The organism is Tumidithrix helvetica PCC 7403 (genome assembly GCF_965232925.1).
GTDB classification, from domain to species: Bacteria; Cyanobacteriota; Cyanobacteriia; order Pseudanabaenales; family Pseudanabaenaceae; genus Tumidithrix; species Tumidithrix helvetica.
The window spans coordinates 17,147-42,301 of the sequence record NZ_CBDDRA010000040.1 but is presented as its reverse complement, the minus strand read 5'-3'; the positions used below and the strand labels follow the sequence as shown (position 1 = coordinate 42,301).

Here is a 25,155-nt window from a genome sequence, read left to right as displayed (position 1 = left end):
CCCTTTCTTAATCATTATTCATCAAATGTCTCCAGATTTGCTACTTTTTGCCACTATTTGATACTGCCAATGTCTAGTGTTTTTTATAGAGTAGTTGTTGTAAATCATAACCTAAAAGCTTAGAAGACTTCTTCTGTGTTTCAAATTGACAAAGATAGATTCTTCTGTATGATTTATTCTTCAAATTTTCAGAAGAAGTTAACAATAAAATGGCAAGAAAATTATCCATTGTTATTAGTGAGGCGATGTCACTGAGCGGTTACGAAGCTGGAGTCATGTATGACGTTCTTAAAGCAATTTCTACATACAACGCCCAAGTGACAAGTGACGAACAACGCATTGAAGTTGACGTTGCTACAGATACGATGTCAGGCTCCCTCCCAGTCAAAAATCATCTTTGTAGCATTAAATCACAAAACGATCCATACAATAACTCCCCCAATACTGCTAGGGGAAAAGAGGTAAGTATGTATCGACTACCTCACTTTAAGTTAAGTCTAAAAACGATAAATTCCCATTACTAGATATGGGAATTGTGCAGGGTAAGGGAGTGTATAGTCTATCGCTTAGTTTTCGCTTAGATGTGTTTGGTAATCCCAATTATTTCACCTTAATTATGAACCCTTTACAGTCGCTAATTGGAAATATGGTCGATCTTTTCAAAAAGAGTCCTCTAGAAGGTGCGAAGCAAATTGTCTTAACTGAGGCAATTTCACTCGCCATCCAAAAAGAGCAGCATGAAAAAGGTCCAGATCTGAGGCATCAGCACCCTAAAAGTCATGGGCTTCTCCACGGATCGTTTACAGTCTTGAACAATATCCCCGATCGCTGCAAATTTGGGGTGTTTGCCACACCTAAGACATACCCGATTTGGGTTCGCTATTCTAACGGTTCGACCGCAAAAGAGCGAGGCGTGTTTAAGCCCGATCCCGAAGGTGATGTTAGGGGCATGGCGGTTAAACTCATGGATGTTGGCGGTCGCAAACTTTCAGATGACGAGCAACATACACAAGATTTTATTCTTGCCAATTACCCTGTCTTTTTTCTCAAGGATGTTCAAGATTATGTGGACTTCGCTACATTTAACGCTAAGCCTACCCCAGAGCTACAAGCAAAGCTAAAGCCTGCTTTTGAGCTTCTCCAGGCGATCGATGCCCAAAAGGTGGGGAATCCCCTCCTCATTCGTTACTGGAGTACGACTCCTTATAAACTTGGGTCTACTCCGATTAAGTTTTTGGTAAAACCTCAAAAGTCAGAAGTTCCCCCTGATCCCCTTCCTGATTCCCCTAACTATCTGCGCGAAGCGATGGTTGAGTTTTTTGCCACTACAGAAGAATCCGTCAAATTTGACTTTCAAGTTCAATTTTATGTTGACGAAGACAAGACTCCTGTTGAAGATCCGACCAAAGAGTGGCACGAGGCTGATGCTCCGCCAATTACCGTTGCCACAATTGAAATTCCCAAGCAAGCCTTTGACTTTGCAGAGCGCAAGCGGTTAGACGAGGGTCTGTCATTTAATCCTTGGCATGCCCTGCCCGATCATGAGCCCCTAGGCAGCATCAATCAGTCGCGCAGGAAAATTTATAAAGACAGTGCAAAACATCGCCGCGAGTACATGCAAGGACGCTCTCAAGAACCTCAACCCTACTCTCTCATTCACGACGATCCTAAATCACTGAGTTGAGTGACTAGAGGCGATCGCTTTCCTCAATCTGAACGACCCTCATGGCAGAGCCAATAAAAATATGAAACCTTATCTTCCCCAAAACGATCCAGAGCCCCAACAGCGCCGCGATTACCTGAACCGCCAACAACAGGCCTATCGGTTTGACTATGATTTTCTGTCGCCATTGGTCTTTCTCCAAGAAGTCCCTGCTGTTGAGAATTTTTCGGCTAAATATATTGCGGAGCGGGTACTTGCCACCGCTGAGATCCTGCCAAATATGCTGGCAGCGAAAGCGAGGGATTTTCTAGATCCGTTTGACGAGCTACAGGATTATGAGGATTTATTTACGGTCTTACCTTTGCCCAAAGTCGCGAAAGTCTATCAAACCAATAGCTCCTTTGCCGAGCAACGACTTTCGGGGGCAAATCCCATGGTGATTCGTTTATTGCAAGCAAACGATCCTCGCGCCGAAGTTTTAAAGAAGATTCCTAGTTATAAAGAAGAATTTGAGCCATTGTTCAACGTTCCCAAAGAATTAGCAAATGGGAATATTTATATTGCCGATTACACGGGAACCGATGCAAACTATCGCGGACCTGCTTTGGTGCAGGGGGGAACCCATGAAAAGGGTAGAAAATATTTGCCTAAACCACGGGCGTTCTTTTGGTGGCGACAAACGGGCATCCGCGATCGCGGCAAGCTCGTCCCGATCGCTATTCAATTAGAGATCGCTCCTGACAGCCATGTTTATACGCCCTTCGATCGCCCCCTCGATTGGCTGTTTGCAAAATTTTGCGTTCAGATCGCCGATGGCAATCACCATGAGATGAATTCTCACTTAGGGCGAACGCATTTGGTGATGGAGCCGATCGCGATCGGTACTGCCCATCATCTGGCAGAAAATCACCCCCTTAGCTTGCTGCTCAGACCCCATTTTCGGTTTATGTTAACCAACAACCATCTTGCCCAAGAGCATCTAATCAATCCTGGGGGAGATGTCGATGAGCTGTTAGCAGGTACTTTGGCAGAGTCTCTGGAGTTAGCCAAAGATGCCTATGAAGGCTGGAATTTACGTGACTTTGCATTCTCCACAGAAATCAAAAACAGAGGATTAGACGATCCCGATCGCCTACCCCACTACCCCTATCGGGATGATGGCTTGCTGCTCTGGAATGCGATCTATACTTTTGTGTTTGGCTATCTCAACTATTTCTACCCAACTACAGAGGCGATCGCGGATGATTCCGAACTCCAATCTTGGGCAAGGGAATTGTCAAGCCCTAAAGAAGCCAATGGAGGGAAAGTCAAGGGTATGCCTGCTCGGATCGATACGGTGACCCAACTGGTTGAAATTGTGACTGCGATCGTTTTTACCTGTGGTCCCCAGCATTCAGCCGTGAACTTCCCTCAGTATGACTATATGGCTTTTGCCCCAAACATGCCTTTAGCCGCTTATAGAAATATGCCCGAGCCTCATGAACTAATTACGGAGAAGGAAATCCTACAATTGCTTCCCCCTTACAAACGAACTGCTGACCAGCTAAAAACGCTTTACAGTTTGGCAGCTTATCGGTATGACCGATTGGGCAACTACGATAAATCCTTTCAAGATCTTTACCATGAGGACTATAGAGGCATCTTCGCAGATACTCCCATTCTCGATTTGCTCCGACAATTTCAACAGGATCTGAATGCAGCGGAACAGGAGATCGATGCCGACAATCAAAAACGCATCGTGCCCTATCCCTTCCTTAAACCTTCGCTAGTACTCAATAGCATCAGTATTTAGATTTCATGGGGAATGGAAGCATGAGTACGCTTCCCAAATTGTCTAATCCTCTCTATGAAGATTAGAGCGCGAAAGCAAACAGATATTGAATATTTTTTAATCAATTATGACCACTACTCTTCTTAAAAATCAAGGTAAGATTCAACGCCAACGTAAGGCGCAAAATGAGGATTCGTTTCAGACTCAAAGTCAGGTTCAGACTGAAACGAAAGTTCGATACCAAAGTCAAGTTCAGACTGAAACGAAGCCTCAAAGCCAAAGTAAGGCTTGGATCAATGGGCGCAATCTACACTATGAAACCTTTGGCGATCCATCCAATCCAGCCGTTCTATTGATTTCCGATCTTGCTTCGCAATGCCTCAGTTGGTTCCCATATTTTTATGAACCCATCGTCGAACAGGGCTACTTTGTAATTCGCTTCGATCATCGAGATATTGGTTTGTCTGATTGGATAGCCTCAGAGGAGTGGAATTCAAGTGTTTACAGAATTGAAGATATGGCTCAAGATGCCATTGGTCTTCTCGATGCTTTAAATATAGAGAAAGCCCATATTATCGGTGCGTCGATGGGAGGCATGATTGCTCAGCGCATGGCGATTAGTCATCCTACCTACGTGCGTACGCTCACCTCTATGCTCTCTGCTGCTGAAGCTAGCAAGCTCAAGTTTAATCTCAGCCTTCTTTCGGCGTTTGATGCCTCTAAACCTCCTTTAGAGGTGCAACTTAGGTTCTGGTCTATGTTGGCTGGAACTCGCTATCCATTTGACACCCAACATTATCAAGATTTGTATCATGAAGGTTTTGTAGTACGTCAAGGCTACAATCCTCAGTGTTTTATGCACCATCTCACGGCAATTCAGCTTTCTGGTACGAGACTTCACGAACTGGGGCGGATTCAAGCTCCTACACTGGTAGTGCATGGAACCGAAGACCCCTTGATTTCTGAAGCCCATGCCTCAGTCTACGCACAGGAGATTCCTAAAGCCACCTATTTAGCCCTAGATGGCGTGGGGCATGAAATCCCACAACCAATTGCTCCCACCGTTCTATCTGCAATTTTCAATCTTTTCTCAAAGGTATAAAATCATCTAAATCTCAGCGCGTAGACACCATCGTTCTAATCGCTGAAACCATGGAGAACGAATCCCCAAAATAATCGCTGCTGCAGGAAGTAAGGCTAATTGTCCGACAACACCGAGGGAAGAGCCAAGGGTTGCCATGGATAAGATACCTGACTGCGCCCGTTCAAACAGGACGATCGCTAGCACAACCAGTAACCCAGCGATCGTTACAACCGTTCGCCTTGGAATATTGCCAATTCTAATTTGTAAGGGTTGTCTCAGCCAAGACATGACCCATCCTCCCGAACGACCCACAGTGGTCAGTAATAGGGAAGGTTTAATGAGTTCTGGCAAAAAAAGAAGTGCGAACCAAAAGCTCGGTTGTAGTCCTAAACTGTAGACGGGGAAAAGACTAGCGCGTAATTCCAGATAGCGGCTGTAGAGCATTGCCACTAACCATTGCAATAAAAACTGAGGGATGCTCAGTAGATATTGTGGGTTCCTTACCAGTTCATCCACACTCCCCAAAATATTGGTAAGTCCATAGGCAAGCAAAATTAAGGTGCTATACAAAAGCACTAGCCCCAATGCGGAAGTTAATTTCTTAGGAACGTTCAAGGCATAGTTCGCGATCGGTAGCAATGCCGCACAGAATAAGGCAAAATTGCTTGCCCAGATGCCTGCGATCGCACCCGTAATCCCCAAAATCAACCACAAGCCCGCGATCGCTGCGATCGACCAGCTAACCAGATATTTCCATTGAGACTGCGCCCCCATCGCTAAACCTCGAATAGTATAGGCACTGGTTGCTAAACCTCCCAGAAAGGTTGTCACCAAACCCAGTACGCAAACAGGAGCGATCGGAGGTAACGGCTGTTTGGGTAAGTTAAAAGCCTGAGTCGCCCAGTTCGCGACTTCCTCCATTAAGAGTGTATCGTAAGGTTCGATCAAATGATCTGCGGTTGGCGATACGGCAAAACGACGGGCTCTGCCCTTAGCAAAATCACCCACCGTCTGAAATTCTGCGATCGCGCTTCCTGTAGCATCGCGTAACATCTCGCGCATCAAACGGGGTGGATGGAACTGTTCGTACAAACCTCCTCCAATCAGTAAATTGGGTGGTGCGATCGGATTCGCATCGCCCCGCATTCCTAAGACAATAGTGGTCATCAAACGACTGTCAACTCCAGCCAAATTTAGGGCTGTCGCACCGCCCATGGAATGTCCGCCAATGCCAATCTGTTGCGGATCTAGATTTTTTTTGTAGGCTCTGACAAAAGCGACAACGGCTCTGGCATCATCCAAATTTTTATCCTCAGAATAGGGACGGGCATAGGATTCGCCAAAGCCCCCCGAATCGTAAGCAAGAGCCGCGACCCCATGCCGCGCCAATTCGATCGCGAGGGGAGCCATCATTTCTTTGGTAGAGCTAACCCCATGACAGAGCAAAACCACTGGATATTTTGATTTTTGGCGAGATATTGGGGTGTATAACTTACCCACGAGGCTGCGCTTGGCATCGATCGGAATTTTTAAAGTCTCTAATTGCACCATGCTGGAGGAGTTACCCATCCAGCAAAAAAATAGTCCGACACATAGAACCAGACAGCTAACAATAAATCCCTTGCGATCGCTCACGCTCACACCTCCTTCTAATTTCTTCTAGACAGCCAAACTCCAAAAACTTTAGAGGTAAAGTCCTAGTAGCAAAAATGTAACAAACACCTTTCTGCTGCGGTATTCTCGCAGTCCTGAACCGCTCTTCAACCGCTTTAACAACTATTTCTCATATAGCAGTCCTAAATGATTTGAGCGTAGGGGCAATTCATGAATTGCCCCTACGCTCAGTGCAGAGGAAAGAATCTCTCATGTATCCCATAGAATCGCTATAGTGAGAATTACTGCCTAGATATCAATTTATATTCCCACAGTGCCGATCGCAAATTGATGTTCGATCTGAGGCAAAAGTAGCTCTAGATGCTAGACTTGCGGGTACAGGAGGGCACAGGATGACTTTTGTATATCAAGTTGGCGGTAGTTTACCTGCGGATGCAGCCAGTTACATCGAGCGGCAGTGCGATCGCGACTATTACGAACTGCTCAAGGCTGCGAAATATTGCTATGTGTTTAACTGTCGGCAGATGGGCAAGTCGAGCTTGCGGGTGCGGGTGACGCATCGGTTACAAGCAGAGGGAGTGACCTGTGCCACGATCGATCCGCAAAAAATTGGCGTGGAAGTTACCTGCGATCAGTGGTATGCCAGTGCCATCCGTAGTTTGGTGGGGGACTTGAACCTCAAGGGGCGCTTTGACCTGCGGGCTTGGCTCAAGGAAAGGGAAATGCTATCGCCCGTGCAACGCTTTGCCGAATTTATCGAAACCGTAGTGCTACGGGAAATCGATACCCCGATCGCGATCTTTGTGGAAGAGATCGATCGCTTGCTCAGTCTCAAGTTTGGCATGGATGATTTTTTTGGCTTGGTGCGATCGTTTTTTGAAGATCGCACCACAAAACCCGACTACAATCGCCTCACCTTTTCGTTTTTGGGCGTGGCAACGCCGACAGATTTGATTAAGAGCGGCAATACCTCTGGGTTTAACATCGGGACTGCGGTAGAAATGACGGGGTTTACGCTGGCAGAGGCAATGCCTTTGGCGCAGGGTTTAGCCAGTAAGGTCGCCAACCCGCAAGCCTATCTAGAGGAAGCGGTAAAGTGGACGGGCGGACAACCTTTTCTGATCCAACGGGTGTTGTGGCTGATCGAGAAGGAATTGGCATCCATGGCACAACCACCTGAAAATATTGCCCCATGGATCGAAGATTTGATCCAGAGGCGAATTATCTACAATTGGGAATCGCAGGACGCTCCACCACATTTGACCACGATCAGAGATCGCGTCACGAGTGTGGAAGAGAAGTTGCGCGGGCGAATGCTGGGCTGCTATCAGCAGGTTTTGGATGATGGAGAATTGGAAGACGATCGCAGCGAGGAGCGATCGAAGTTAAGGCTGACGGGTTTGGTGGTGAGAAGGGAAGGAAAGTTGCGATCGTACAACCCGATCTATGGGTTGGTATTTAGCCATGCTTGGGTAGAGCGACAGTTGGCGGATCTGCGTCCAGAGTTTTATGGGTCGGCATTTCGGGCATGGCAGGAGGCTGAGGAGGGACAAGATCGAGGGTTCCTATTGCGGGGAGAGGCGTTAGAGCAGGCGGAGGTATGGGCGCGGGGGAAGCGGCTCAGCGATATGGATGAGGAGTTTTTGCGGGAATGTCGGGAAGTGGAGAATCGGGAAAAAGATCGCAAATTGGAATTTGAAAGCGAAGCAAGGAAGACAGCTGAAAAAGCGAATCAGATTCTTAAGAAGGCGGAGCAGATCGCAAGGCGGAGAGTGAGTATTAGTTCGATAATTTTAGTTGGAACTTTGGTGGCAGCAGGCTCAGCAGCTATATGGGCAGCAAAGTCTGTCAATCAAGCAGACATGAAGGTTGCTATAGCAGAGGTCAAGTTAGAGAGTGTTAGGGCAAAAGTTGCTTTTTTAGACAATTATGGGATCGAAGCTCTTTTACTGGCTTTGGATGCGAGTTACAAACTCAAGCGAATTGAAAAAGATTCAACTCATCTAGAAGGAATAGAGCGGTTAGATATTGTACCGATCTTACAGAAAGCAATCTATCGAGTGTTAGAGCAAAATCGGTTGCAAGGGCATACAGGTGTTGTCAGGAGTGCGAATTTCAGCCAAGACGGCAGCAAAATCGTCACCGCTTCCGATGACAACACGGCGCGGCTGTGGGATCTCAAAGGCAATCTAATCGCCGAACTCAAAGGGCATACACGTGTTGTCAGAAGTGCGATTTCCCCAGCCTATAGTGCGAATTTCAGTCGAGACGGCAGCAAAATTGTCACAACTGCTTCAGATGACACGGCGCGGNTGTGGGATCTCAAAGGCAANCNAATCGCCGAACTCAAAGGGCATACAGGTATTGTCTGGAGTGCGAATTTCAGCCAAGACGGCAGCAAAATTGTCACCGCTTCCAATGACAACACGGCGCGGATGTGGGATCTCAAAGGCAATCTAATCGCCGAACTCAAAGGGCATACAGGTNTTGTCNGNAGTGCGAATTTCAGCCNAGACGGCAGNAAAATCGTCACCGCTTCATGGGACAACACGGCGCGGCTGTGGGATCTCAAAGGCAATCTAATCGCCGAACTCAAAGGACATACAGGTGTTGTCAGAAGTGCGAATTTCAGCCCAGACGGCAGTAAAATCGTCACCGCTTCCAATGACAACACGGCGCGGATGTGGGATCTCAAAGGCAACCAAATCGCCGAACTCAAAGGGCATACAAGTGTTGTCAGAAGTGCGAATTTCAGCCCAGACGGCAGCAAAATTGTCACCGCTTCCAATGACAAAACGGCACGGGTATGGGATAACAAGTTTGAAACTGATTTTGATCGCTTATTAATCCTTGGTTGCGCGAAACTGCACGACTATCTCTCCACCAATCCCTATGCCACCGATGACGATCGCCAGATGTGCGGCATTCCTCCAAGGCAAAAGTAAAACCCACCAGATCCCCGACTTTTTTTGCGAGTTTTCAGATCCCTTACGATCCTATAAAAAAGTCGGGGATCTCAAACTCATGCAGCATCGCGCCAAGGCAAAAGTAAAAAGGTAGAATTAAGCTAGAAAGAGATGAAGCCTTTTCGTTATGGAGATCTGCGCGATGCTCGACACACCCACCCAATATAAGCATATTCAACTCCAAGGCGACGGAGTACCTATCATTGCGGGTACAACTATGAAAGTTGTCGAGTTAGTGACATCTCATATTACCTATGGTTGGAGTCCCGAAGAATTGCATTTTCAATATCCCCATATTGCTCTCAGCAAAATTTATTCAGCTCTCGCCTACTACTGGGATCACAAACAAGAAATTGATGACGATATGCAACGTCGTCTTGAATTTGCCGAACAAATGCGCAGAAATGCCCCTCCCTCACCGCTCCAATCTAAACTTCAAGCCCAAAATTCCTAAGCTATGGCGATCGCGCTCTATATGGACGAAAACGTTCCACGTCAAATTCTACTTGGATTGCGGCTGAGAGGAGTAGATGTTCTTTCCGTTCAAGAAGACGGGCGATCGGGAGATCCAGACCCTTCAGTTTTGGCAAGGGCTAATGAGTTGCAACGGGTCTTATTCACTAGAGATGATGATTTTTTAGCGATCGCCAGTCAGCTTTTGCAACAAGAGATAAGCTTTATTGGTCTTATTTACGCTGCCCAGCAACTAGTGAGCATTGGTGATTGTGTAAGGGATTTAGAATTAATTGCCAAAGTTAGCGATCTGACAGACTTCTCTAATCACGTTCAGTTCTTACCGCTATAGTGATTTTTGAATTTATCTGCCTACATGCAAAACACATTTAAATGGGAAGAAAACAGATGCGCGACTTACACGATCTCTTACATGCCATCAAAGAAAAACCAGCCATGTATCTTGGTTCGCCTTCAGTTAGCAACCTCTTTATATTTCTGATCGGCTACAATTTTGCGCGGCGCGAACAAGGCATTCCTATCACCACCCAAGAGCAAAAATTCCTTGAATTTCAACCTTGGTTGCAGCAACGATTCTCGCTTTCCACTTCTGCATCGTGGGCGCGGATAATTCTTCTTTATGCGGTTGATGAAGTGCAGGGCTTTTGGCTATTCTTTGACCTGCTGACCGAATTTTTGCAACAATCCATTTCACCAATAGAAAGCAAAGCGAATTCCATATCCAAGAGTGAAGCTGCATAATGCACGATTATCTCGGCAATAACCCCAACGCCACCAACAGCGATCGCCAGATGTGCGGCATTCCTCCAAGGCAAAAGTAAACCGCACCAGATCCCCGACTTTTTTTGCGAGTTTTCAGATCCTTTGCGATCCTATAAAAAAAGTCGGGGATCTCAAACTCATGCAGCATCGCGCCAAGGCAAAAGTAAAAAGGGAAAAGGGAAAAATTATGTAGGGGTTTTGCATTTGCGTCGCCATTCTCCAATACCCCACATAAACTACCATTCGCAAATGCAAAACCCTCTTCGCTTTCACCGATAAATTGTCCCTGCGTTGTCAGGCATTGGGCATAGCATTCCCAAATCGAGGGAACCAGAGAATTTAGAAATTGTCGCAGGAATGCTATGCCCCTACAAACGTTTTTTTTGACTGCCACCTAAAATGACTGCATATACGCTATCATTAAAGCATGGGAATTAAGATAGTTGTTGACACCAGCGTTTTTGTGAGTGCCCTTATTGGCTCAAAAGGAGCTAGTAGAGAACTCATAAGACGTTGCTTACAAGGCGACTATCAACCATTGATGGGCAACGCCTTATTTTCAGAATATGAATCCCTCATTCATCGCCAAGAAATTATCGCCAAATGCCCCTTATCCCCTGAAGAAATTCAAGCATTACTCGCCTCATTTATGAGCGTTAGCCAATGGATACATATCTACTACCTATGGCGACCAAACTTAAAAGATGAATCAGACAATCATTTAATCGAACTAGCTGTAGCTGGAAATGCTCAAATCATTGCCACAAAAAATATTAAAGATTTTCAGAACTCAGAACTACTATTTCCAAACCTATCGATTCTCAAACCAGAACAAATTATCAGGAGTGACTCATGGCAACCTTAACCATCCGCCTACCAGACGACAAACACCTCAGACTAAAAAAACTCGCTGAGAGCCAAGGCTTGAGCATCAATAAACTCATCGAGGAACTCTCCACGATCGCGCTTGTCGAATTTGACACCCATACAAGATTTAAACTACTAGCTGCCCAAGGCGATCGGGAATTAGGGCTAAAACTGCTTGATAAATTGGATTCCCTGACTGAGTAGAAATAAGAGCGATCGCCTATAACCCCCACTTCTGCATTCACAATAGGGCGCGATCGCAAAATTTTTATGTCAAACCTAGCGATCGCCCCAAATTTGCCTTAGCATGACAACATCCCTCTCTGCGTCATGCTAAACCATGCCCCAACTCATCCCCACCGAACTCGAAGACGGAACCATCATTTATATCCAAGTCGAAGAACCCATTGGAACGGGATACACCCCATCCCCCAGCCGCACCCTCGATCCTAATCTCAAAGATGCAGCTAAAGAAAAAGCCATTCAAAGCTTTCAGTCAATGCAAAACCTCGTACGGGGCTACACGGTCAATACCCTCAACGCCTTTCGGAATTTAGGCAGTGCTGAAGTGAGCGAAGTTATCTTGGAATTTGGTGTCAGCCTCGATGCCAAGGCAGGTGTACCCTTCATCGCCTCAGGGGGTGCTAGTTCCAACCTCAAAATTACGGTCAAGTGCGCCTTCCCCAAGAAACCTGCCTAATTTTTAAACATTCCCCGCTATGGCAACCAACAAAGTACTGCTGCTATCAGCCAATCCAACCAATACCGATCGCTTGCGGGTAGAGGCAGAATTTCGCGAAATCGAAGCCTGTTGTCAAAAATCGACATTACGCGATCGCTTTGCGATTGTGGCAAAAGGAGCCTTGCGAATTGAGGATCTGCAACCCGTTTTGATTCAAGAAGCGCCCAAAGTAGTGCATTTTTCAGGACATGGGGCAGCAGAGAATGGATTGGTTTTAGAAACGGATGCAGGTACATGGGAACTGGTTGCTACGGAACCCCTCGCGGAACTGTTTCGCATTCTCCAAAATGGCATTGATTGCGTCGTGTTAAATGCTTGTTTCTCGCAGGTGCAGGCAGAAGCGATCGCCCAGCATGTGCCCTACGTCTTGGGTATGAATCAGGCAATTGGCGATACAGCAGCGATCGAATTTGCCAAGGGATTTTATGGCGCACTGTTTGAAGGCAAATCGGTGAAGGATGCCTTTGAGTTGGGTAGAAATCGCATCGCCTTAAAAAATATTCCCGAAGTTCAAACACCTGTCCTGATAGAACGTCGAGATCGAATTCCCAGACCAGTTTTACCGCTCCAGATCGCACTAGAAGAACCCGAAGGAGCGGTACGAATTGGTTCGCAATTCTACATTTCCCGATCGCCTCAAGAAGAACGTGCCTACGAAGCGATCGCCCGCCCCCATGCCCTTCTTCGTTTCAAATCTCCCGATCGCATGGGCAAATCTTCGCTTTTAGTGCGAACCTTAGAAGAAGCCCGCCGATTGGGCAACCGCACGACATGGATCGACCTGCAAAAATGCGATCGCAAATTCCTAGAAAATATGGATCGGTTTTTGCAATGGTTCTGTGCCGTAATTGGTCGCAATTTGGGCGTGAAAGCCAAACCAAGTGATGATTGGGATGATGTTTTTGGTGCTAACGGTAGCTGTACGGAATTTTTTGAAGAACATCTGATCGGTGAGGATGTAAAGGACGATCGCCCCCTAGTCATCGCGATCGATAATTTGGAACGAATTTTTGCTCACGAAGCGATCGAGGTCGATTTCTGCGGTCTACTACGCGGCTGGCATGAGGATGGCAAGCACAACAAGACCTGGGCAAAGTTGCGCGTGATTCTTGCCTACTCGATGGAATCCTATACGCCCAAAGATATCAACCAATCCCCCTTTAATGTGGGCACCGCGATCGATTTGGATGAGTTTACGCCGCCTCAGGTCGCAGAACTCGCCACCAGACATGGGCTGAACCAAGCCCACCTAGAGCCGATCGCCGAATTATTAGGTGGGCATCCTTACCTCATCCGTGCCGCACTCTATCACCTAGCCAGTGGCACGCTCCCACTCGATCAACTGCTCCGAACTGCTGCCACAGAGGAAGGAATTTTTCGCCAACATCTCTCGCGGCGTCTAGTAAAACTGGAACAAACACCTCACCTCAAAGACATCCTGCGATCGCTGATTGCATCCAATCGCCCCCAACGTTTCGACCTGTCAACCAGCGCTCAGCTCGATGCCATGGGTCTAGTCATCCGCACGGGCAACGGTCTAGAAATTCGCAACAACCTCTACCGTCAATATTTTCGCGATCGGCTACTTGGCTCCTGAAAAAACTATCTTTTGTTATTTGGGGCACGAATATGCATCCTACATATCCCTTTTTGGCGAAATTTGACAATTTTTGTTAAAACTGTAAAGTGCGATCAATCCGATCTGCCTAACAGAGCACTTAATGGGAGGTTCGCAGTTATGACAACGGTTAATGTCTCTTTGCCTGATTCCATGCGCGAATTTATTCTGGAGCAAATCAAAGAGGGTAGCTACAGCACCGTAAGCGAGTACCTGCGGTACTTAATCCGCCAAGAGCAAAAACGGGTAGCTCAGGAGAAACTCGATGCCATGTTGTTGGAAGGGCTGAATCGTAGAGAGTCCGTTAAAATGACGGACGAGCTATGGGAACAGATGCGATCGCGTCTTGCAGACAGATCTCAACAACAGAACAAGAATGAGTAGAAAATTGTTGAAAGATTTAATTTTTTAGGGGGCACAGGATGTTCAAATTGAAGTCATTAGAGTAATTCATGCGGCTCAAGATATTAGAGTTGTTGGGAAATAAAAACAAGTTGTGGACAGGGTTTCCCCTCTTCCCTTCCGATTTAAGCAACATCCAGATAGAAGTTCCATAAGCCAGTTGCAATCAACATTAAGCGGTCATCGAAATCAGTCACACGATTCCTATAAACGCCTGTCACAGCATTGTATCGCTCGATCCCTGCGCGAGCATGTTCACATTTAACTCGTTGCTGACTAAACTCTCGGATTTCTTGTTTCTGTTGAGCCGTTAACTCTTTACCTCTCGGTTTTTTATGGGGTAGTTGAACATTGATAAACTCATTTTGCAATCCCTGAAACCCTAAATCTCCCTCCACTTCTACTTCATTGGGAATATTGCCCACGATGTCCTCTTCATCCAATTGCCGTTTGTCATGTACACTCCCTGGTCTTGCTTTTGTCAGGATGATTACACGTTTTTGTCGGGTGCTACCCGTGATGTGCTTGCGAGTATGCCGTTTCTTCTTGCCAGAATAATGTTCTGTCTGTTTCTTGGCGTCTTTGGGACGTTGTACTGGACGTTCTGTGCCATCAAAGATCGCCTCCTTGATGTCTGGAAACCCTTCGATAAATTCTTCCATGCTCCGCAATTTCCGTTCTGGTAAGGCTTGTTTATACCCCAAGGTTGTCTCTAGTATTGGCAGCAGTCGATGTACCCAGTAATGGGCACAGGATCGGTCAAAGTTGAATAACACGCTCAGCAGGTCGAAGGTCGGATAACATTTGCAGTAGACCAGTATGTAAAGCAGTTTGTTATTGTGCGTAAGGTGGCTTTACGTCCCCCTCCTAGTCCACGTTTGCGCTCGATTTCGGGTTTGACAAGGCTTTGACGATATGCTTCTGTAAAGCTCGGTAATAGAGACTCAAAGGCTTTAAGGTTAAGCCCCGTCATTGCTCGTATTAGTCGATCTTGTTTAAAAATGCGTTCTAGGTTTAGCATTTACATCTCGTCTTCTAACTGCTTTGTTATTATCTATTATTTCCAAACAAGTCTAATATAGTTCAGCCTCACAAGGTTTTTCTTGAGGCTTGCAGTCTTTAGCACTATGTTCATTCAGCCCCAGGTTATAGATTTTGCTGCCTTCTATCAGCAATTTACTTCCATCATTTAATATAATTGGGTTTGAGAAATACCCTTTATATAGGACAGAACTACTCATCGTGCCATGAAACTTTATTGTGGTGGCTCCATTGCTTGCGATCGTAATCGATTGACCTGTTCCATTTCCACCCAAAAAATTAAACCATCGAGTGCCAATGAAGGGCAAGGTTTCTCGTGTCATCCATCCATTTGCCGTACAAGTGGATATTCCATTTTGGGGCGTCAATGTAGACAGACACCAATGTCTTGCACCATAAAAGACAACGCCATCTTTGATGTATTTTAGTTCGGAAATTGGCTTCCAAGGTTTATCAATGCCAGACTCATCATAGTATCGAAAGCGTTCGGCTTGAACTTCTAAACCTTCGTCGGTGGGTCCTATCCAATAACGCCCCGATTGAATGGAGTTGGATGCGGAATTTTGTTGAGAAACATCCGACCTTTTCTCGATCCACCAATTTCTCACTAAACTGTCTCGTCCGGCAGTGACGACATATAGCAGTTCTCCATTTTGATTGACAAACTCATATCGGCAAGGTGCTTCTCCTGTACCAGAGCAATCATTGATTTCTATATATCCGCGATCGAATATGGCCTTAACCACAGGACTTCTCAAGTTGCTCTCAACATTTGGGTTGGGTTTCCAGCCTTGTTCGAGAATAATTTGACGCGCCTCCTCATAGGTCATTCCTTTTTGGAGTGGTAAATCTTGAGATTTGTTTGCCGAGTTTGCAAGCGTAACTTGAACTTTTTCTGTGGCTTTGCTATTGACTCTATCCTTGCCCGTATCGATGGTTGTGCTGATTTGGGCTGGGGTTGATTCCCGAATAGTTGAAGTCATTGGACTCGAACAGCCGATCGCTGTTAGTCCAACCAAACTGGCAAGAATGCCTACTGCGGCGGTACGCATCCTGCAAGGAATCGCTGAGGGATAAGATTTCCAATATTTCATACTGCTCAAAAACTGACTGAATTTGCGAATGATACATTGTCGAGAACTAGCGATCGCAAAGACTGAAAAGAGAAGAAACTGAGAATGAATCTAGTCATCAAGAATCAAATTTTCCCTAAATCCAATCAGATTTATCCTTAAACCAATGGCATTTAACGACGCAATCTCTTAGGGCTTTGTTTCAATTTCACCAAAATCTACGCGTTTGTATAAATCTTGAAAACTAATTTCAAAATTCACTGATTCCAACGTAAGAACTGCATCGGTTTCTAAATACTCTGTTAAGAGCCACTTACCATCTTTCTGTTTGGTATATTGCTCAATACCGTAGCTGTTTTGCTCGATTAGGATATATTCTCGAAAAGTTGGGATAGAGCGATAATATTTAAATTTACTCGAGCGATCGCGTTCCTCAGTGGAGTCAGATAAAATTTCCACAATTAAGCAAGGATTGGTTATGGCAGTTTGCTTTGCATCCGTAAAGATGGGCTTGCCATCAGTCACCATCACATCTGGATAAGTGTAACGACTATACTCAGGCATCCATAAACGCATGTCGCTCATAAAAATGTCATAATCTTTCCCATTGATTGATAAGGGAAACAGACGACATACGTTGAGCGTAATTTTATTATGATTCGCAGATGCGCCTGCCATAGATATAATCTCTCCATCGACAAATTCACTTTTAAATTCGGCTTTCTCTTCTAGTTCGAGATATTCTGCTACGGTGTAGCGTTTGGCTGTTGCGAGTACCATGGTTATTCATCTCCCAACTTGGCTTTTAATTTATATTTTAGTTAGTTTTTAGATCGTTATGCACAGTGGTTTTCTGAATCTGTATAAACCGATTGGAATCACTGCCCATGACTGCGTCAGTCGCGTGCGTAAGTTATTCAAACAAAAGCGTGTGGGACATAGTGGCACGCTTGACCCTGCGGCTACAGGTGTTTTGCCGATCGCTTTAGGACAGGCAACCCGACTATTACGATTTTTACCTGAAGGTAAAGCCTATCGAGCTACGGTCAGATTTGGGATTGTCACCACCACCGATGACATGGAAGGAGAGGCGATCGCTACCCAACCATTTCCGCAAATCAGCTTGGCTGAGATTGAGGCTTTATTACCTTTGTTTCAGGGCAAGATCCAGCAACGTCCACCCATGTTTAGTGCAATTCACGTGGAGGGCGAACGGCTTTACAATTTGGCGAGGGCGGGTAAAGTCGTTGATGTACCGATACGAACCGTTGAGGTCAAATCGATCGAAGTCTTGGCATGGCGCGAGGGCGAATATCCCGAACTGGAGTTAGCTATTCAATGTGGGACGGGAACCTATATTCGAGCGATCGCAAGGGATTTAGGAGAAAAGCTCGGCTGTGGCGGCACTCTGTCTGGTTTAGAGCGCACCTTTAGCAATGGTTTCGATCTAAGCAGTAGTCTGAGCTTTGACCAAATCTCTGAGGCATTAGCACAGGATCGGTTTACGGTTCTGGCTCCCGATATGGGACTACAACACCTCAAGGCTGTTTACTTAGAAACCGAGCAGGCTAAACGTTGGTGTCAAGGTCAGGCGATCGCTTTCGAACCAGCAGGTTCTGTAATTCCTGAGGATTTGGCGGAAGATAAAGAAAATTTAGATAAAAAAATAGATGGAAATTTATTGGTTAGCCCCGATCGGGAAACTACGACTTATATGCGGGTTTATAACCAAGAACATCAATTTTTAGGCATGACAGAATTGAGGCAGGATGCATCCCGCAAGGAATCACAAACACTACACCCTTGTGTTGTTTTTGGGGATTGAGATTGCAGATTTAATCCTAGACAGACCCTTCTCGAAATCCTACAAAATAAGCCTTTAGAGCGATCCCCAAGGGTTGTTAAGAAAAGTAACAAAGTGCTATGGTATACATAATTAAAAAATTAAATTTCAAGGTTCAATTTCTTATTTAAGTCAACCATTCATCAAGCAATAACGGTGAGGTGAAAGCCAATTGCCAGATTGCTAAAACTGTATAAAAATTTTTTTTCACTCTGATTTACTGCCATGAATTCCTCTTCTCTTCCTGAATCCGATCTGCTAAAGCAACTTCTAGAGCCTCTGCTTGAAGACTTTCGCTACTGGTTTGAGCGATCGCAAGAGTTATTGGAGCGCGAGAAACTTGAGTTTATGTCTGAAGTCGAACAATCGACGCTCTTACAAAAAGTCAGAACTGCTCAGCAAGAGGTGGGTACGGCTACGTCGTTATTTAATCTCACGGGACATCAAGTAGGCATAGATGTAGAAACCATGATGCCTTGGCATAGCCTTTTGATGGAATGTCAAGCAGTTGGTATACGTTATCGCCAAACTAAAGCAAGCTAGGGGTTATGATCGGTAAATAAGTTTTTTAATGAATTGCTACTTTTTACGCTGAGAGTCATTTGATCTCTCATCCTTTTTTAACCTCCGTTTATTTATCGTTTAAAGCTTTTAGAGCAAAACTATTTAGGATCAAAAAGTTATGGTACAGGTTTTATACATCGTTGCCTTTACAGCACTTTCTCTCTTAGCGATTAGTAACCTAATTCGCAGCATGATTTCATTAGCTCAAACTGACTCTGGAAGCCGCAACAATGTTGTCAAGCGCAAACCCACTCGATTTACCCATCCAGAGTTATTGGATCGAGATGGTAATTTGACTGATGAGCCCCTCCTCGTAATTCGCTCTATGAGTATGGATGATGCACGCATGCATCTTGACGCGTTATACGAAGCATCTCCTAGCACTGATGCTTAACCCCGATCTCATGTCGGCGATCTAGCAAACCCTGCAATTTTCTGAAGATAGAGGATAAACGATTTAATAAATTTCTATTTTGGCGATAGTTTCGTCTTTTGGTAAATCATTCAGTCATCGTTCTTCGCTATTCTATCTAAAGGCGAATATTTCCCATCCTAAGCCTAGACAGTAAAAGCGAATTACTATACCAAGAGATAAATCCCCATGACTGATTGGCAAATCGCTGCCGAATTTGAAGATATTCTGTATCACAAAGCCGATGGCATGGCAAAGGTGACGATCAATCGTCCTCAAGTGCGCAATGCTTTCCGCCCTAAAACCATCACAGAAATGCTCCAAGCCTTTACGGATGCCCGTGAGGATACTGAAATTGGGGTGGTTTTACTGACGGGTGCGGGGCCAGCGGCGGATGGCAAATATGCTTTTTGTGCGGGTGGCGATCAAAAGATCAGAGGCGAAGCGGGCTATATCTCAGACACAGGTGTACCAAGACTGAATGTGCTGGATTTACAGCGGTTAATTCGCACCATGCCTCAACCTGTGATTGCACTTGTGGCGGGGTATGCGATCGGGGGAGGTCATGTTTTGCATGTGGTCTGTGACTTAACGATCGCAGCAGACAATGCCATCTTTGGTCAGACGGGCCCAATGGTCGGGAGTTTTGATGGCGGTTTTGGCGCATCTTACCTTGCGAGGCTGGTCGGACAAAAGAAAGCCCGCGAGATCTGGTATCTCTGCCGTCAGTACAATGCCCAAGAAGCCCTAGACATGGGCTTAGTTAACAAGGTCGTACCCGTTGAAAATCTAGAAGCAGAAGGAATTGCTTGGGCGCAGGAAATTTTAGATAAGAGTCCCCTAGCCATTCGTTGCCTCAAAGCTGCTTTTAATGCAGACTGCGATGGTCAAGCCGGCATTCAAGAATTGGCAGGCAATGCGACATTGCTTTTCTACATGACCCAAGAAGCCCAAGAGGGCAAACAGGCCTTCCTCGAAAAGCGCAAACCCAACTTCCGCCAATATCCCAATCTTCCTTAGCGAAGAGGTTGAAGTGATCGTTAAGATATTAATGGGGCAGTACTCAGCAATGGTGGAGTTACTGCCGCAGATCGTAGAGGCTTTATCAACATGAAAGTTAAACGGGTTATTTTAAATAATATTGGCCCATTTGAAAATCTCAAAATCCCTGTAGCACCCACTGAGCAAAATCCTACGAACATCACAATCTTTGTTGGTAACAATGGAACTGGCAAAACCTCTATACTGAGAGCCTTAGCTACATCCCTCAGTTGGTTTTTGGCTCGGTTACGTGCAGAGAAAGGCAGTGGCAATCCCATTCCCGAAGATGCCATTTTCAATGCAGCCAACGCCTGCGCTATTCAAATAGATGTCTATGATGCTCATCAGCCATCAACCTATCTCCAACTTAATGGGATTGGTGATTCTTTTGAGTGGATCTTAGCCAAAGCCAGACAAGGTCGTACATCTGAATACACAAGTCATCTTAATGACTGTACGAGATTAGCTAATTACTACCGTAATGCTATCACCCACGACGACCAAACCAGCCTCCCCCTGATCGCGTTTTACCCTGTCGAGCGCAGCGTGCTGGATATTCCACTCAAAATTAAGACGAAACATACGTTCTTGCAACTAGATGGTTACGACAATTCCCTTGTGCAGGGCATTGACTTTCGACGCTTTTTTGAGTGGTTTCGGGAAAGGGAAGATACCGAAAATGAATCGGGAATTTCTGAAGATGTGCTGAACCAACTGAAATCATTGGCTAGGATAAATCATGAGGTATGGCATCTGTTAAACGACCTCAACGCCTCAGCTAAAGATCGCCAATTAACCGCAGTTCGCACCGCTATTAGCCGCTTCATGCCCCAAATGGACAACCTCAGAGTCCGCCGTAAACCTCGACTCCACATGGCGATCGATAAAAACGGTGAGACGCTAAACGTAGCCCAACTCTCCCAAGGTGAAAAATCTTTAATGGCTCTTGTTGGTGATATTGCCCGTCGTCTTGCCATGCTAAACCCCTCCCTAGATAATCCTCTAACCGGACATGGCATTGTTTTGATTGATGAAGTAGATTTACATCTGCATCCCTCTTGGCAACGCAACCTATGTGATCGCTTAACCGAAACTTTCCCCAATTGCCAATTTGTGCTTACTACTCATTCGCCTCTGGTAATCAGCGACTGTAAAGATGTTTTGGTTTACACATTAACCAACGGTGAATTGCAAGAACTGCCTTCCCAATATGGGCAAGATGCTAATACTGTCTTATTAGATGTCATGGATATCAGCATTCGTAAGGAAAAAATTAATGACAAGCTTAACGATCTACTGGATGCCGTACAAGATTCAAACCTAGCCCAAGCTCAACAACTGCTTGCAGAATTAACAGACGAATTACGCAACACAAACAATCTCGAACTGGTCAAGGCTAAACTACTACTCCGTAAACAAGAATTGCGTCATGCGAACCATTAGTAAAGGGCTGGAACCATCAAGTTTGACTGTTTGGAAACGAGCAAATCCCCACAAACACTACACCGATTTAGATACAGATATTCGTCGAGATATTCGAGACTATTCCCTCAAAGAACAATTTTACCTTTGCGCCTATTGCTGTCAGAAAATCCAAGACATTAACACTTGCCATAATGAGCATGTAGAAGCTCAAAACCTGAATCCTAGTCGTACCCTGGACTTTTCAAATATTGTTGCTAGTTGTAACACATTTAATCAATGCGGTGATGCTCATGAATCACAACACTTACCCCTAACTCCTCTAATGACGGAATGTGAAACAGAACTTCGATTCAAAATTAGCGGTCGGGTAGAAGGGCTGAGCGATCGGGCAACAACCACAATTCAAGTCTTAAATTTAGGAGACCACGAAAAAAATAACCGCGCCCTAATCGAAAAACGTAAGCAATTGTCTAACGCATTGTTATGGAAAAACGGCATCAATCCCAACGAAGGGTTAGAGGATGAAGAACTGCTAGAGTTGCTAGTCGATGATCTGGCACAAACCCAACAGGGGCAACTAGAACCCTTTGCTCCAGTAGTAATAAACATTCTGAGAAGTTGGCTTCAAATCTAGATTCTGACTTTTACACCTTGCCAAAGCGCCGATCGCGTTCTTGATAATCCAGTAAAGCCCGATGAAATTCTGAGCGATTAAAATCGGGCCAAAGCGTATTGGTAAAGTAGATTTCGGTGTAAGCCATCTGCCAGAGTAAAAAATTACTCAAACGCATTTCGCCACTGGTGCGGATCAAAAGATCGGGATCGTAATTGCCAGCGGTATAAAGATGCTGTTCAAATAGACTCTCGTCGATTTCTTCCGATTTGAGTTCGCCTGTTTCCACCATCTCACTCAATTGTCGGCATACCCTGACAATTTCACGCCGACTGCCGTAGTTGATCGCTACGGTGAAATGAACAGCTTGATTATTTTTTGTATCTTCCATCGATCGCTGGATCTCGGCTTGCAGAGATTTTGGCAAGGGATCTAGATCGCCCACAAAGGTAATGCGGACACCATCACGTCCCATTTGCTCTAGTTCTTGGCGCAACATGCGCTCAAATAAGACCATTAAAAAGTCAACTTCTTCACTAGGTCGTCCCCAGTTTTCTGTAGAAAAGGCATAGACGGTGAGGGAATGAATTCCCCAATCGATACAACAGAGCAACAAATCTTTGATGACATCTACCCCCTGTCGATGTCCCACAATTCGGGGCATTCCTCGTCTTTTTGCCCATCTGCCATTGCCATCCATGATCACGGCAACATGTTTGGGCAAGCGTTGACGATCTAAATCAGGCGGCAGGGTTTGCAGCAATTTGGCAGTCATTTTCGTGGAGTTGATTTGCGTGTAACTAATGTTTTGAAGCTGATTTTTTCCCAAAGCCAGCCAAATCTCGATACGGTTCTGCCTAGGTTTACTGGACGGTAGGCAGCAAGTTTTGTTTCTAAGACTTCGCGCAATCGGGAACTGGTCACAGGGCGATCGAGTCCACCATTTTCGGCGATCGCGATCGAGCCCGTTTCTTCGGAAACGACAATGCAAAAGCAAGAACTGACTCTTTCCGTGATCCCCATCGCTGCACGGTGTCTAGTCCCAATTTCACGGGAGGCAGCCCGATCGGAGATCGGTAAAATTACACCCGCCGCGATCACGCGATCTTCTCTCATGAGGACAGCCCCGTCATGGAGCAAGGTAGTTGTTTGAAAAATGGTTTGTAAGAGTTCTTTAGACAAAACCGCATTGAGCCGCACTCCTAACACAGAAAAGTTATGCTCGTCGATCGGCTCGCCCGTCTCTACGATCATTAATGCACCCGTGCGATTTTGAGACAGTTCTTTGACGGCATCCACAATTTCATCGATCGCTGAATCAGATTCTACTTCGGTGGGGCGGCTTTGCATAGGATGGAGTAAAGAGAGCAGATCGCCTCGCCCCAACCTTTCCAAAAAACGACGTAACTCTGGCTGCAAAATCACAGCCATTGCCACAGATGCCCCTACCAATAACTTGTCTAAAACAAAGTTAAGTAAGCTCAGACGAGTATGATTGCTGATGATGCTTGCTAACAACAGGAAAATGATGCCGCGAATCATCAAGAGCGTACGGCGATCGCTGCTGAGCGCTAGCATCAAATAAACCAGCAACAGCACCAACGATACGTCGATTACCCTCAGCATGAATGCAATCGAGTCGATCCTGGTTAACCACTCTAACCACTGCATTCATAGTCCTCTAACTTAATCCACATTTAGCCATCACATTTAGCTTAACTACCTAAAGCCTCAATCTGTCAGGCAAACAGTCTTGACGAATTAGATCTTCACAAGTTTCTCTCTGGACGATCAAATTTGCGACCCCATCAGCCACCAAGAGCGCCGCAGGCTTAGGCAGTCGATTGTAATTTGAAGCCATACTGTAATTGTACGCGCCAGTTCCCAACACCACCAAAACATCACCTGCCTCGGTTTTAGGTAATCGGATGTCTTTAATTAAGATATCGCCAGACTCGCAATGCTTGCCAGCCACTGTAACGGTTTGCTCCAGCGCAGCGCTCATTTTGTTGGCAACTACAGCACGATATTTGGACTGATACGTAATCGGGCGCGGATTGTCAGACATGCCACCATCAACGGTAATGTAGGTGCGAATATCAGGTACGGTTTTGCTACTACCAACAGTATAAGCAGTGATACAGGCTGATCCTACGAGCGATCGCCCAGGTTCGCTGAGCAGTTTTGGTAAGGGGATACCTGCTTTTTGACAAGCAGACGTTACGCCTGCGCTCACTACTTTTACCCATTCGGCAATACTGGGTGGATCGTCAGACTCGATATAGCGAATCCCTAAACCACCACCAATATTGAGTTCAGCTAGCTCAATCCCGTACTTTTCGGAAGCAATTTTGAACCACTCGATCATCACCGCTCCAATATCTTGGTGGGGTTGCAGTTCAAAGATTTGAGAGCCGATATGCGCGTGAATGCCAATACAGTTCAGGCTGGACTTTGCTACAAATGCCAAAACTGCTTCAACGTCATTAGGATCGAAGCCAAACTTGCTATCTAGATGTCCCGTCTGAATGTATTCGTGGGTGTGGCATTCGATGCCGGGGGTAATACGTAACATCACACGCGGTTGTAACTGCTGCTCATTGGCAAGGCGATCGAGCGTTTGTAGTTCTAGCCAGTTATCGACGACTACAGTACAGCCTGAAACGAGGGCATAGCTAAGTTCTTCGACGGATTTATTATTGCCATGGAGGTATAGCAGTTGAGGATTGACACCAGCCTTCAACGCTGTGTACAGTTCCCCAGCCGAGACAACATCAATGCCTAAGCCTTCAGAAGCAGCGATCGCGCAAATAGCTAGACAGTTCCAAGCTTTAGACGCATAGAGTACCTGCGAACTACCTTGATAATATTCACGAAAAGCATCTCGATATTGCTGGCAAGCTGTGCGCAGACTGACCTCATCTAGGATATAAAGTGGCGAACCATACCGCTTTACCAGTTCGACCACATCACAACCACCCATTTCAAGATGATCTTGGGCATCGATCTTGGCAGTTAGAGGCATGAGTTGCTGATTGGGCGAAAGTGCAGACAAAATACTTTCCGTCGCTTGCTCAGATCTAGTTTGCTCAGACAGCTGTGTAGAAAAATTCGGTAGAACCGTAGTCATCGCGTATCAATCTTTATGAAGAAGTTAACTCTAAACCATTATAGAAGTGC

Annotated in this window: 27 protein-coding genes and 3 pseudogenes; 21 read left to right on the top strand and 9 right to left on the bottom strand. The window is 45.7% G+C overall.

Translation table 11 applies throughout. The features are described 5' to 3' along the window. Window positions 1-245 precede the first annotated feature (245 nt). The 4 genes from ACP2WE_RS24085 to ACP2WE_RS24070 all read left to right on the top strand — a co-directional run bounded on the left by ACP2WE_RS24085 (window position 246) and on the right by ACP2WE_RS24070 (window position 4,536). The gene (locus ACP2WE_RS24085) at window positions 246-524 is read left to right on the top strand and encodes a hypothetical protein (protein ID WP_425218061.1); all 279 of its coding nucleotides are present in this window, start codon (window positions 246-248) and stop codon (window positions 522-524) included. 2 nt (window positions 525-526) lie between these two features. Continuing rightward, the gene (locus ACP2WE_RS24080; protein WP_425218060.1) at window positions 527-1,684 is read left to right on the top strand and encodes a catalase family protein; all 1,158 of its coding nucleotides are present in this window, start codon (window positions 527-529) and stop codon (window positions 1,682-1,684) included. A gap of 61 nt (window positions 1,685-1,745) precedes the next feature. Next, window positions 1,746-3,455, top strand: a complete 1,710-nt coding sequence (locus ACP2WE_RS24075; RefSeq protein WP_425218059.1) for a lipoxygenase family protein — start codon at window positions 1,746-1,748, stop codon at window positions 3,453-3,455. Window positions 3,456-3,561: 106 nt separating this feature from the next. Further along, window positions 3,562-4,536 (top strand): alpha/beta fold hydrolase, encoded by a 975-nt coding sequence (locus ACP2WE_RS24070; protein ID WP_425218058.1) that lies wholly within the window; start codon window positions 3,562-3,564, stop codon window positions 4,534-4,536. Window positions 4,537-4,542: 6 nt separating this feature from the next. Here the strand turns inward: ACP2WE_RS24070 and ACP2WE_RS24065 are convergent, their stop codons facing one another. Next, window positions 4,543-6,153 (bottom strand): alpha/beta hydrolase, encoded by a 1,611-nt coding sequence (locus ACP2WE_RS24065; RefSeq protein WP_425218057.1) that lies wholly within the window; start codon window positions 6,151-6,153, stop codon window positions 4,543-4,545. A gap of 371 nt (window positions 6,154-6,524) precedes the next feature. On the opposite strand from ACP2WE_RS24065, the pseudogene ACP2WE_RS24060 reads away from it, so the two are divergent. The 6 genes and pseudogenes from ACP2WE_RS24060 to ACP2WE_RS24035 form a co-directional block, all read left to right on the top strand. Beyond that, a pseudogene (locus ACP2WE_RS24060) lies at window positions 6,525-8,444 on the top strand (AAA-like domain-containing protein); the annotation flags it as partial. A 24-nt stretch (window positions 8,445-8,468) separates the two neighbouring features. Next, window positions 8,469-8,618, top strand: a pseudogene (locus tag ACP2WE_RS24055) (WD40 repeat domain-containing protein); the annotation flags it as partial. A gap of 36 nt (window positions 8,619-8,654) precedes the next feature. After that, window positions 8,655-9,077: pseudogene (locus tag ACP2WE_RS24050) on the top strand (WD40 repeat domain-containing protein); the annotation flags it as partial. Between the two features lie 163 nt (window positions 9,078-9,240). Then, window positions 9,241-9,552 (top strand): DUF433 domain-containing protein, encoded by a 312-nt coding sequence (locus tag ACP2WE_RS24045; RefSeq protein WP_425218055.1) that lies wholly within the window; start codon window positions 9,241-9,243, stop codon window positions 9,550-9,552. Window positions 9,553-9,555: 3 nt separating this feature from the next. Further along, window positions 9,556-9,903 carry a DUF5615 family PIN-like protein gene (locus ACP2WE_RS24040; RefSeq protein WP_330486240.1) on the top strand — a complete coding sequence of 116 codons (348 nt, stop codon included), beginning with the start codon at window positions 9,556-9,558 and terminating at the stop codon, window positions 9,901-9,903. Window positions 9,904-9,959: 56 nt separating this feature from the next. Beyond that, on the top strand, window positions 9,960-10,313 hold the full coding sequence (locus ACP2WE_RS24035) for a hypothetical protein (protein ID WP_425218054.1): 354 nt from the start codon (window positions 9,960-9,962) through the stop codon (window positions 10,311-10,313). Between the two features lie 7 nt (window positions 10,314-10,320). On the opposite strand, the gene ACP2WE_RS24030 is transcribed toward ACP2WE_RS24035, so the two are convergent. After that, complete coding sequence (locus ACP2WE_RS24030; protein WP_425218053.1) at window positions 10,321-10,728, bottom strand: hypothetical protein; 408 nt, start codon at window positions 10,726-10,728, stop codon at window positions 10,321-10,323. 33 nt (window positions 10,729-10,761) lie between these two features. On the opposite strand from ACP2WE_RS24030, the gene ACP2WE_RS24025 reads away from it, so the two are divergent. The 5 genes from ACP2WE_RS24025 (at window position 10,762) to ACP2WE_RS24005 (ending at window position 13,945) form a co-directional block, all read left to right on the top strand. Beyond that, a complete protein-coding gene (locus tag ACP2WE_RS24025; RefSeq protein WP_425218052.1) occupies window positions 10,762-11,199 on the top strand; it encodes a putative toxin-antitoxin system toxin component, PIN family in 438 nt (145 codons plus the stop codon). Then, window positions 11,187-11,405, top strand: a complete 219-nt coding sequence (locus ACP2WE_RS24020) for a toxin-antitoxin system HicB family antitoxin (RefSeq protein WP_425218051.1) — start codon at window positions 11,187-11,189, stop codon at window positions 11,403-11,405. Before ACP2WE_RS24025 ends, ACP2WE_RS24020 begins: the two co-directional genes overlap by 13 nt. Window positions 11,406-11,541: 136 nt before the next feature. After that, complete coding sequence (locus ACP2WE_RS24015; RefSeq protein ID WP_425218050.1) at window positions 11,542-11,901, top strand: CU044_2847 family protein; 360 nt, start codon at window positions 11,542-11,544, stop codon at window positions 11,899-11,901. Window positions 11,902-11,920: 19 nt separating this feature from the next. Then, window positions 11,921-13,540, top strand: coding sequence for an AAA-like domain-containing protein (locus ACP2WE_RS24010; protein WP_425218049.1), 1,620 nt, complete (start codon window positions 11,921-11,923; stop codon window positions 13,538-13,540). A 141-nt stretch (window positions 13,541-13,681) separates the two neighbouring features. Beyond that, on the top strand, window positions 13,682-13,945 hold the full coding sequence (locus ACP2WE_RS24005; protein ID WP_425218048.1) for a type II toxin-antitoxin system ParD family antitoxin: 264 nt from the start codon (window positions 13,682-13,684) through the stop codon (window positions 13,943-13,945). Window positions 13,946-14,088: 143 nt separating this feature from the next. Here the strand turns inward: ACP2WE_RS24005 and ACP2WE_RS24000 are convergent, their stop codons facing one another. The 4 genes from ACP2WE_RS24000 to ACP2WE_RS23985 all read right to left on the bottom strand — a co-directional run bounded on the left by ACP2WE_RS24000 (window position 14,089) and on the right by ACP2WE_RS23985 (window position 16,857). After that, window positions 14,089-14,781: a transposase family protein gene (locus tag ACP2WE_RS24000; RefSeq protein WP_425218063.1), complete on the bottom strand. Its 693-nt coding sequence runs from the start codon at window positions 14,779-14,781 to the stop codon at window positions 14,089-14,091. Further along, window positions 14,742-14,984 (bottom strand): hypothetical protein, encoded by a 243-nt coding sequence (locus ACP2WE_RS23995; protein WP_425218047.1) that lies wholly within the window; start codon window positions 14,982-14,984, stop codon window positions 14,742-14,744. Before ACP2WE_RS23995 ends, ACP2WE_RS24000 begins: the two co-directional genes overlap by 40 nt. A gap of 52 nt (window positions 14,985-15,036) precedes the next feature. Continuing rightward, window positions 15,037-16,098, bottom strand: coding sequence for a hypothetical protein (locus ACP2WE_RS23990; RefSeq protein ID WP_425218046.1), 1,062 nt, complete (start codon window positions 16,096-16,098; stop codon window positions 15,037-15,039). Window positions 16,099-16,266: 168 nt separating this feature from the next. Beyond that, on the bottom strand, window positions 16,267-16,857 hold the full coding sequence (locus ACP2WE_RS23985; protein WP_425218045.1) for a Uma2 family endonuclease: 591 nt from the start codon (window positions 16,855-16,857) through the stop codon (window positions 16,267-16,269). 58 nt (window positions 16,858-16,915) lie between these two features. Here ACP2WE_RS23985 and truB point away from each other — a divergent pair, with 58 nt between their 5' ends. The 6 genes from truB (at window position 16,916) to ACP2WE_RS23955 (ending at window position 21,996) form a co-directional block, all read left to right on the top strand. After that, window positions 16,916-17,902, top strand: coding sequence for a tRNA pseudouridine(55) synthase TruB (gene truB / locus ACP2WE_RS23980; RefSeq protein ID WP_425218044.1), 987 nt, complete (start codon window positions 16,916-16,918; stop codon window positions 17,900-17,902). 243 nt (window positions 17,903-18,145) lie between these two features. Beyond that, window positions 18,146-18,463 (top strand): DUF2605 domain-containing protein, encoded by a 318-nt coding sequence (locus ACP2WE_RS23975; RefSeq protein WP_425218043.1) that lies wholly within the window; start codon window positions 18,146-18,148, stop codon window positions 18,461-18,463. 139 nt (window positions 18,464-18,602) lie between these two features. Next, window positions 18,603-18,878 (top strand): DUF2973 domain-containing protein, encoded by a 276-nt coding sequence (locus ACP2WE_RS23970; RefSeq protein ID WP_425218042.1) that lies wholly within the window; start codon window positions 18,603-18,605, stop codon window positions 18,876-18,878. Window positions 18,879-19,085: 207 nt separating this feature from the next. Next, complete coding sequence (gene menB, locus ACP2WE_RS23965; protein WP_425218041.1) at window positions 19,086-19,916, top strand: 1,4-dihydroxy-2-naphthoyl-CoA synthase; 831 nt, start codon at window positions 19,086-19,088, stop codon at window positions 19,914-19,916. A 90-nt stretch (window positions 19,917-20,006) separates the two neighbouring features. Beyond that, window positions 20,007-21,380: an AAA family ATPase gene (locus tag ACP2WE_RS23960; RefSeq protein ID WP_425218040.1), complete on the top strand. Its 1,374-nt coding sequence runs from the start codon at window positions 20,007-20,009 to the stop codon at window positions 21,378-21,380. Beyond that, window positions 21,367-21,996, top strand: a complete 630-nt coding sequence (locus ACP2WE_RS23955) for an HNH endonuclease family protein (RefSeq protein ID WP_425218039.1) — start codon at window positions 21,367-21,369, stop codon at window positions 21,994-21,996. The genes ACP2WE_RS23960 and ACP2WE_RS23955 overlap by 14 nt, the downstream gene beginning before the upstream one ends. Window positions 21,997-22,006: 10 nt before the next feature. Here the strand turns inward: ACP2WE_RS23955 and uppS are convergent, their stop codons facing one another. The 3 genes from uppS to lysA all read right to left on the bottom strand — a co-directional run bounded on the left by uppS (window position 22,007) and on the right by lysA (window position 25,105). Continuing rightward, window positions 22,007-22,750, bottom strand: a complete 744-nt coding sequence (gene uppS, locus ACP2WE_RS23950; RefSeq protein ID WP_425218038.1) for an undecaprenyl pyrophosphate synthase — start codon at window positions 22,748-22,750, stop codon at window positions 22,007-22,009. Next, complete coding sequence (gene cdaA / locus ACP2WE_RS23945) at window positions 22,747-23,601, bottom strand: diadenylate cyclase CdaA (RefSeq protein ID WP_425218037.1); 855 nt, start codon at window positions 23,599-23,601, stop codon at window positions 22,747-22,749. The genes uppS and cdaA overlap by 4 nt, the downstream gene beginning before the upstream one ends. Before the next feature lie 97 nt (window positions 23,602-23,698). Then, on the bottom strand, window positions 23,699-25,105 hold the full coding sequence (gene lysA, locus ACP2WE_RS23940) for a diaminopimelate decarboxylase (protein ID WP_425218036.1): 1,407 nt from the start codon (window positions 25,103-25,105) through the stop codon (window positions 23,699-23,701). Window positions 25,106-25,155 lie beyond the last annotated feature (50 nt).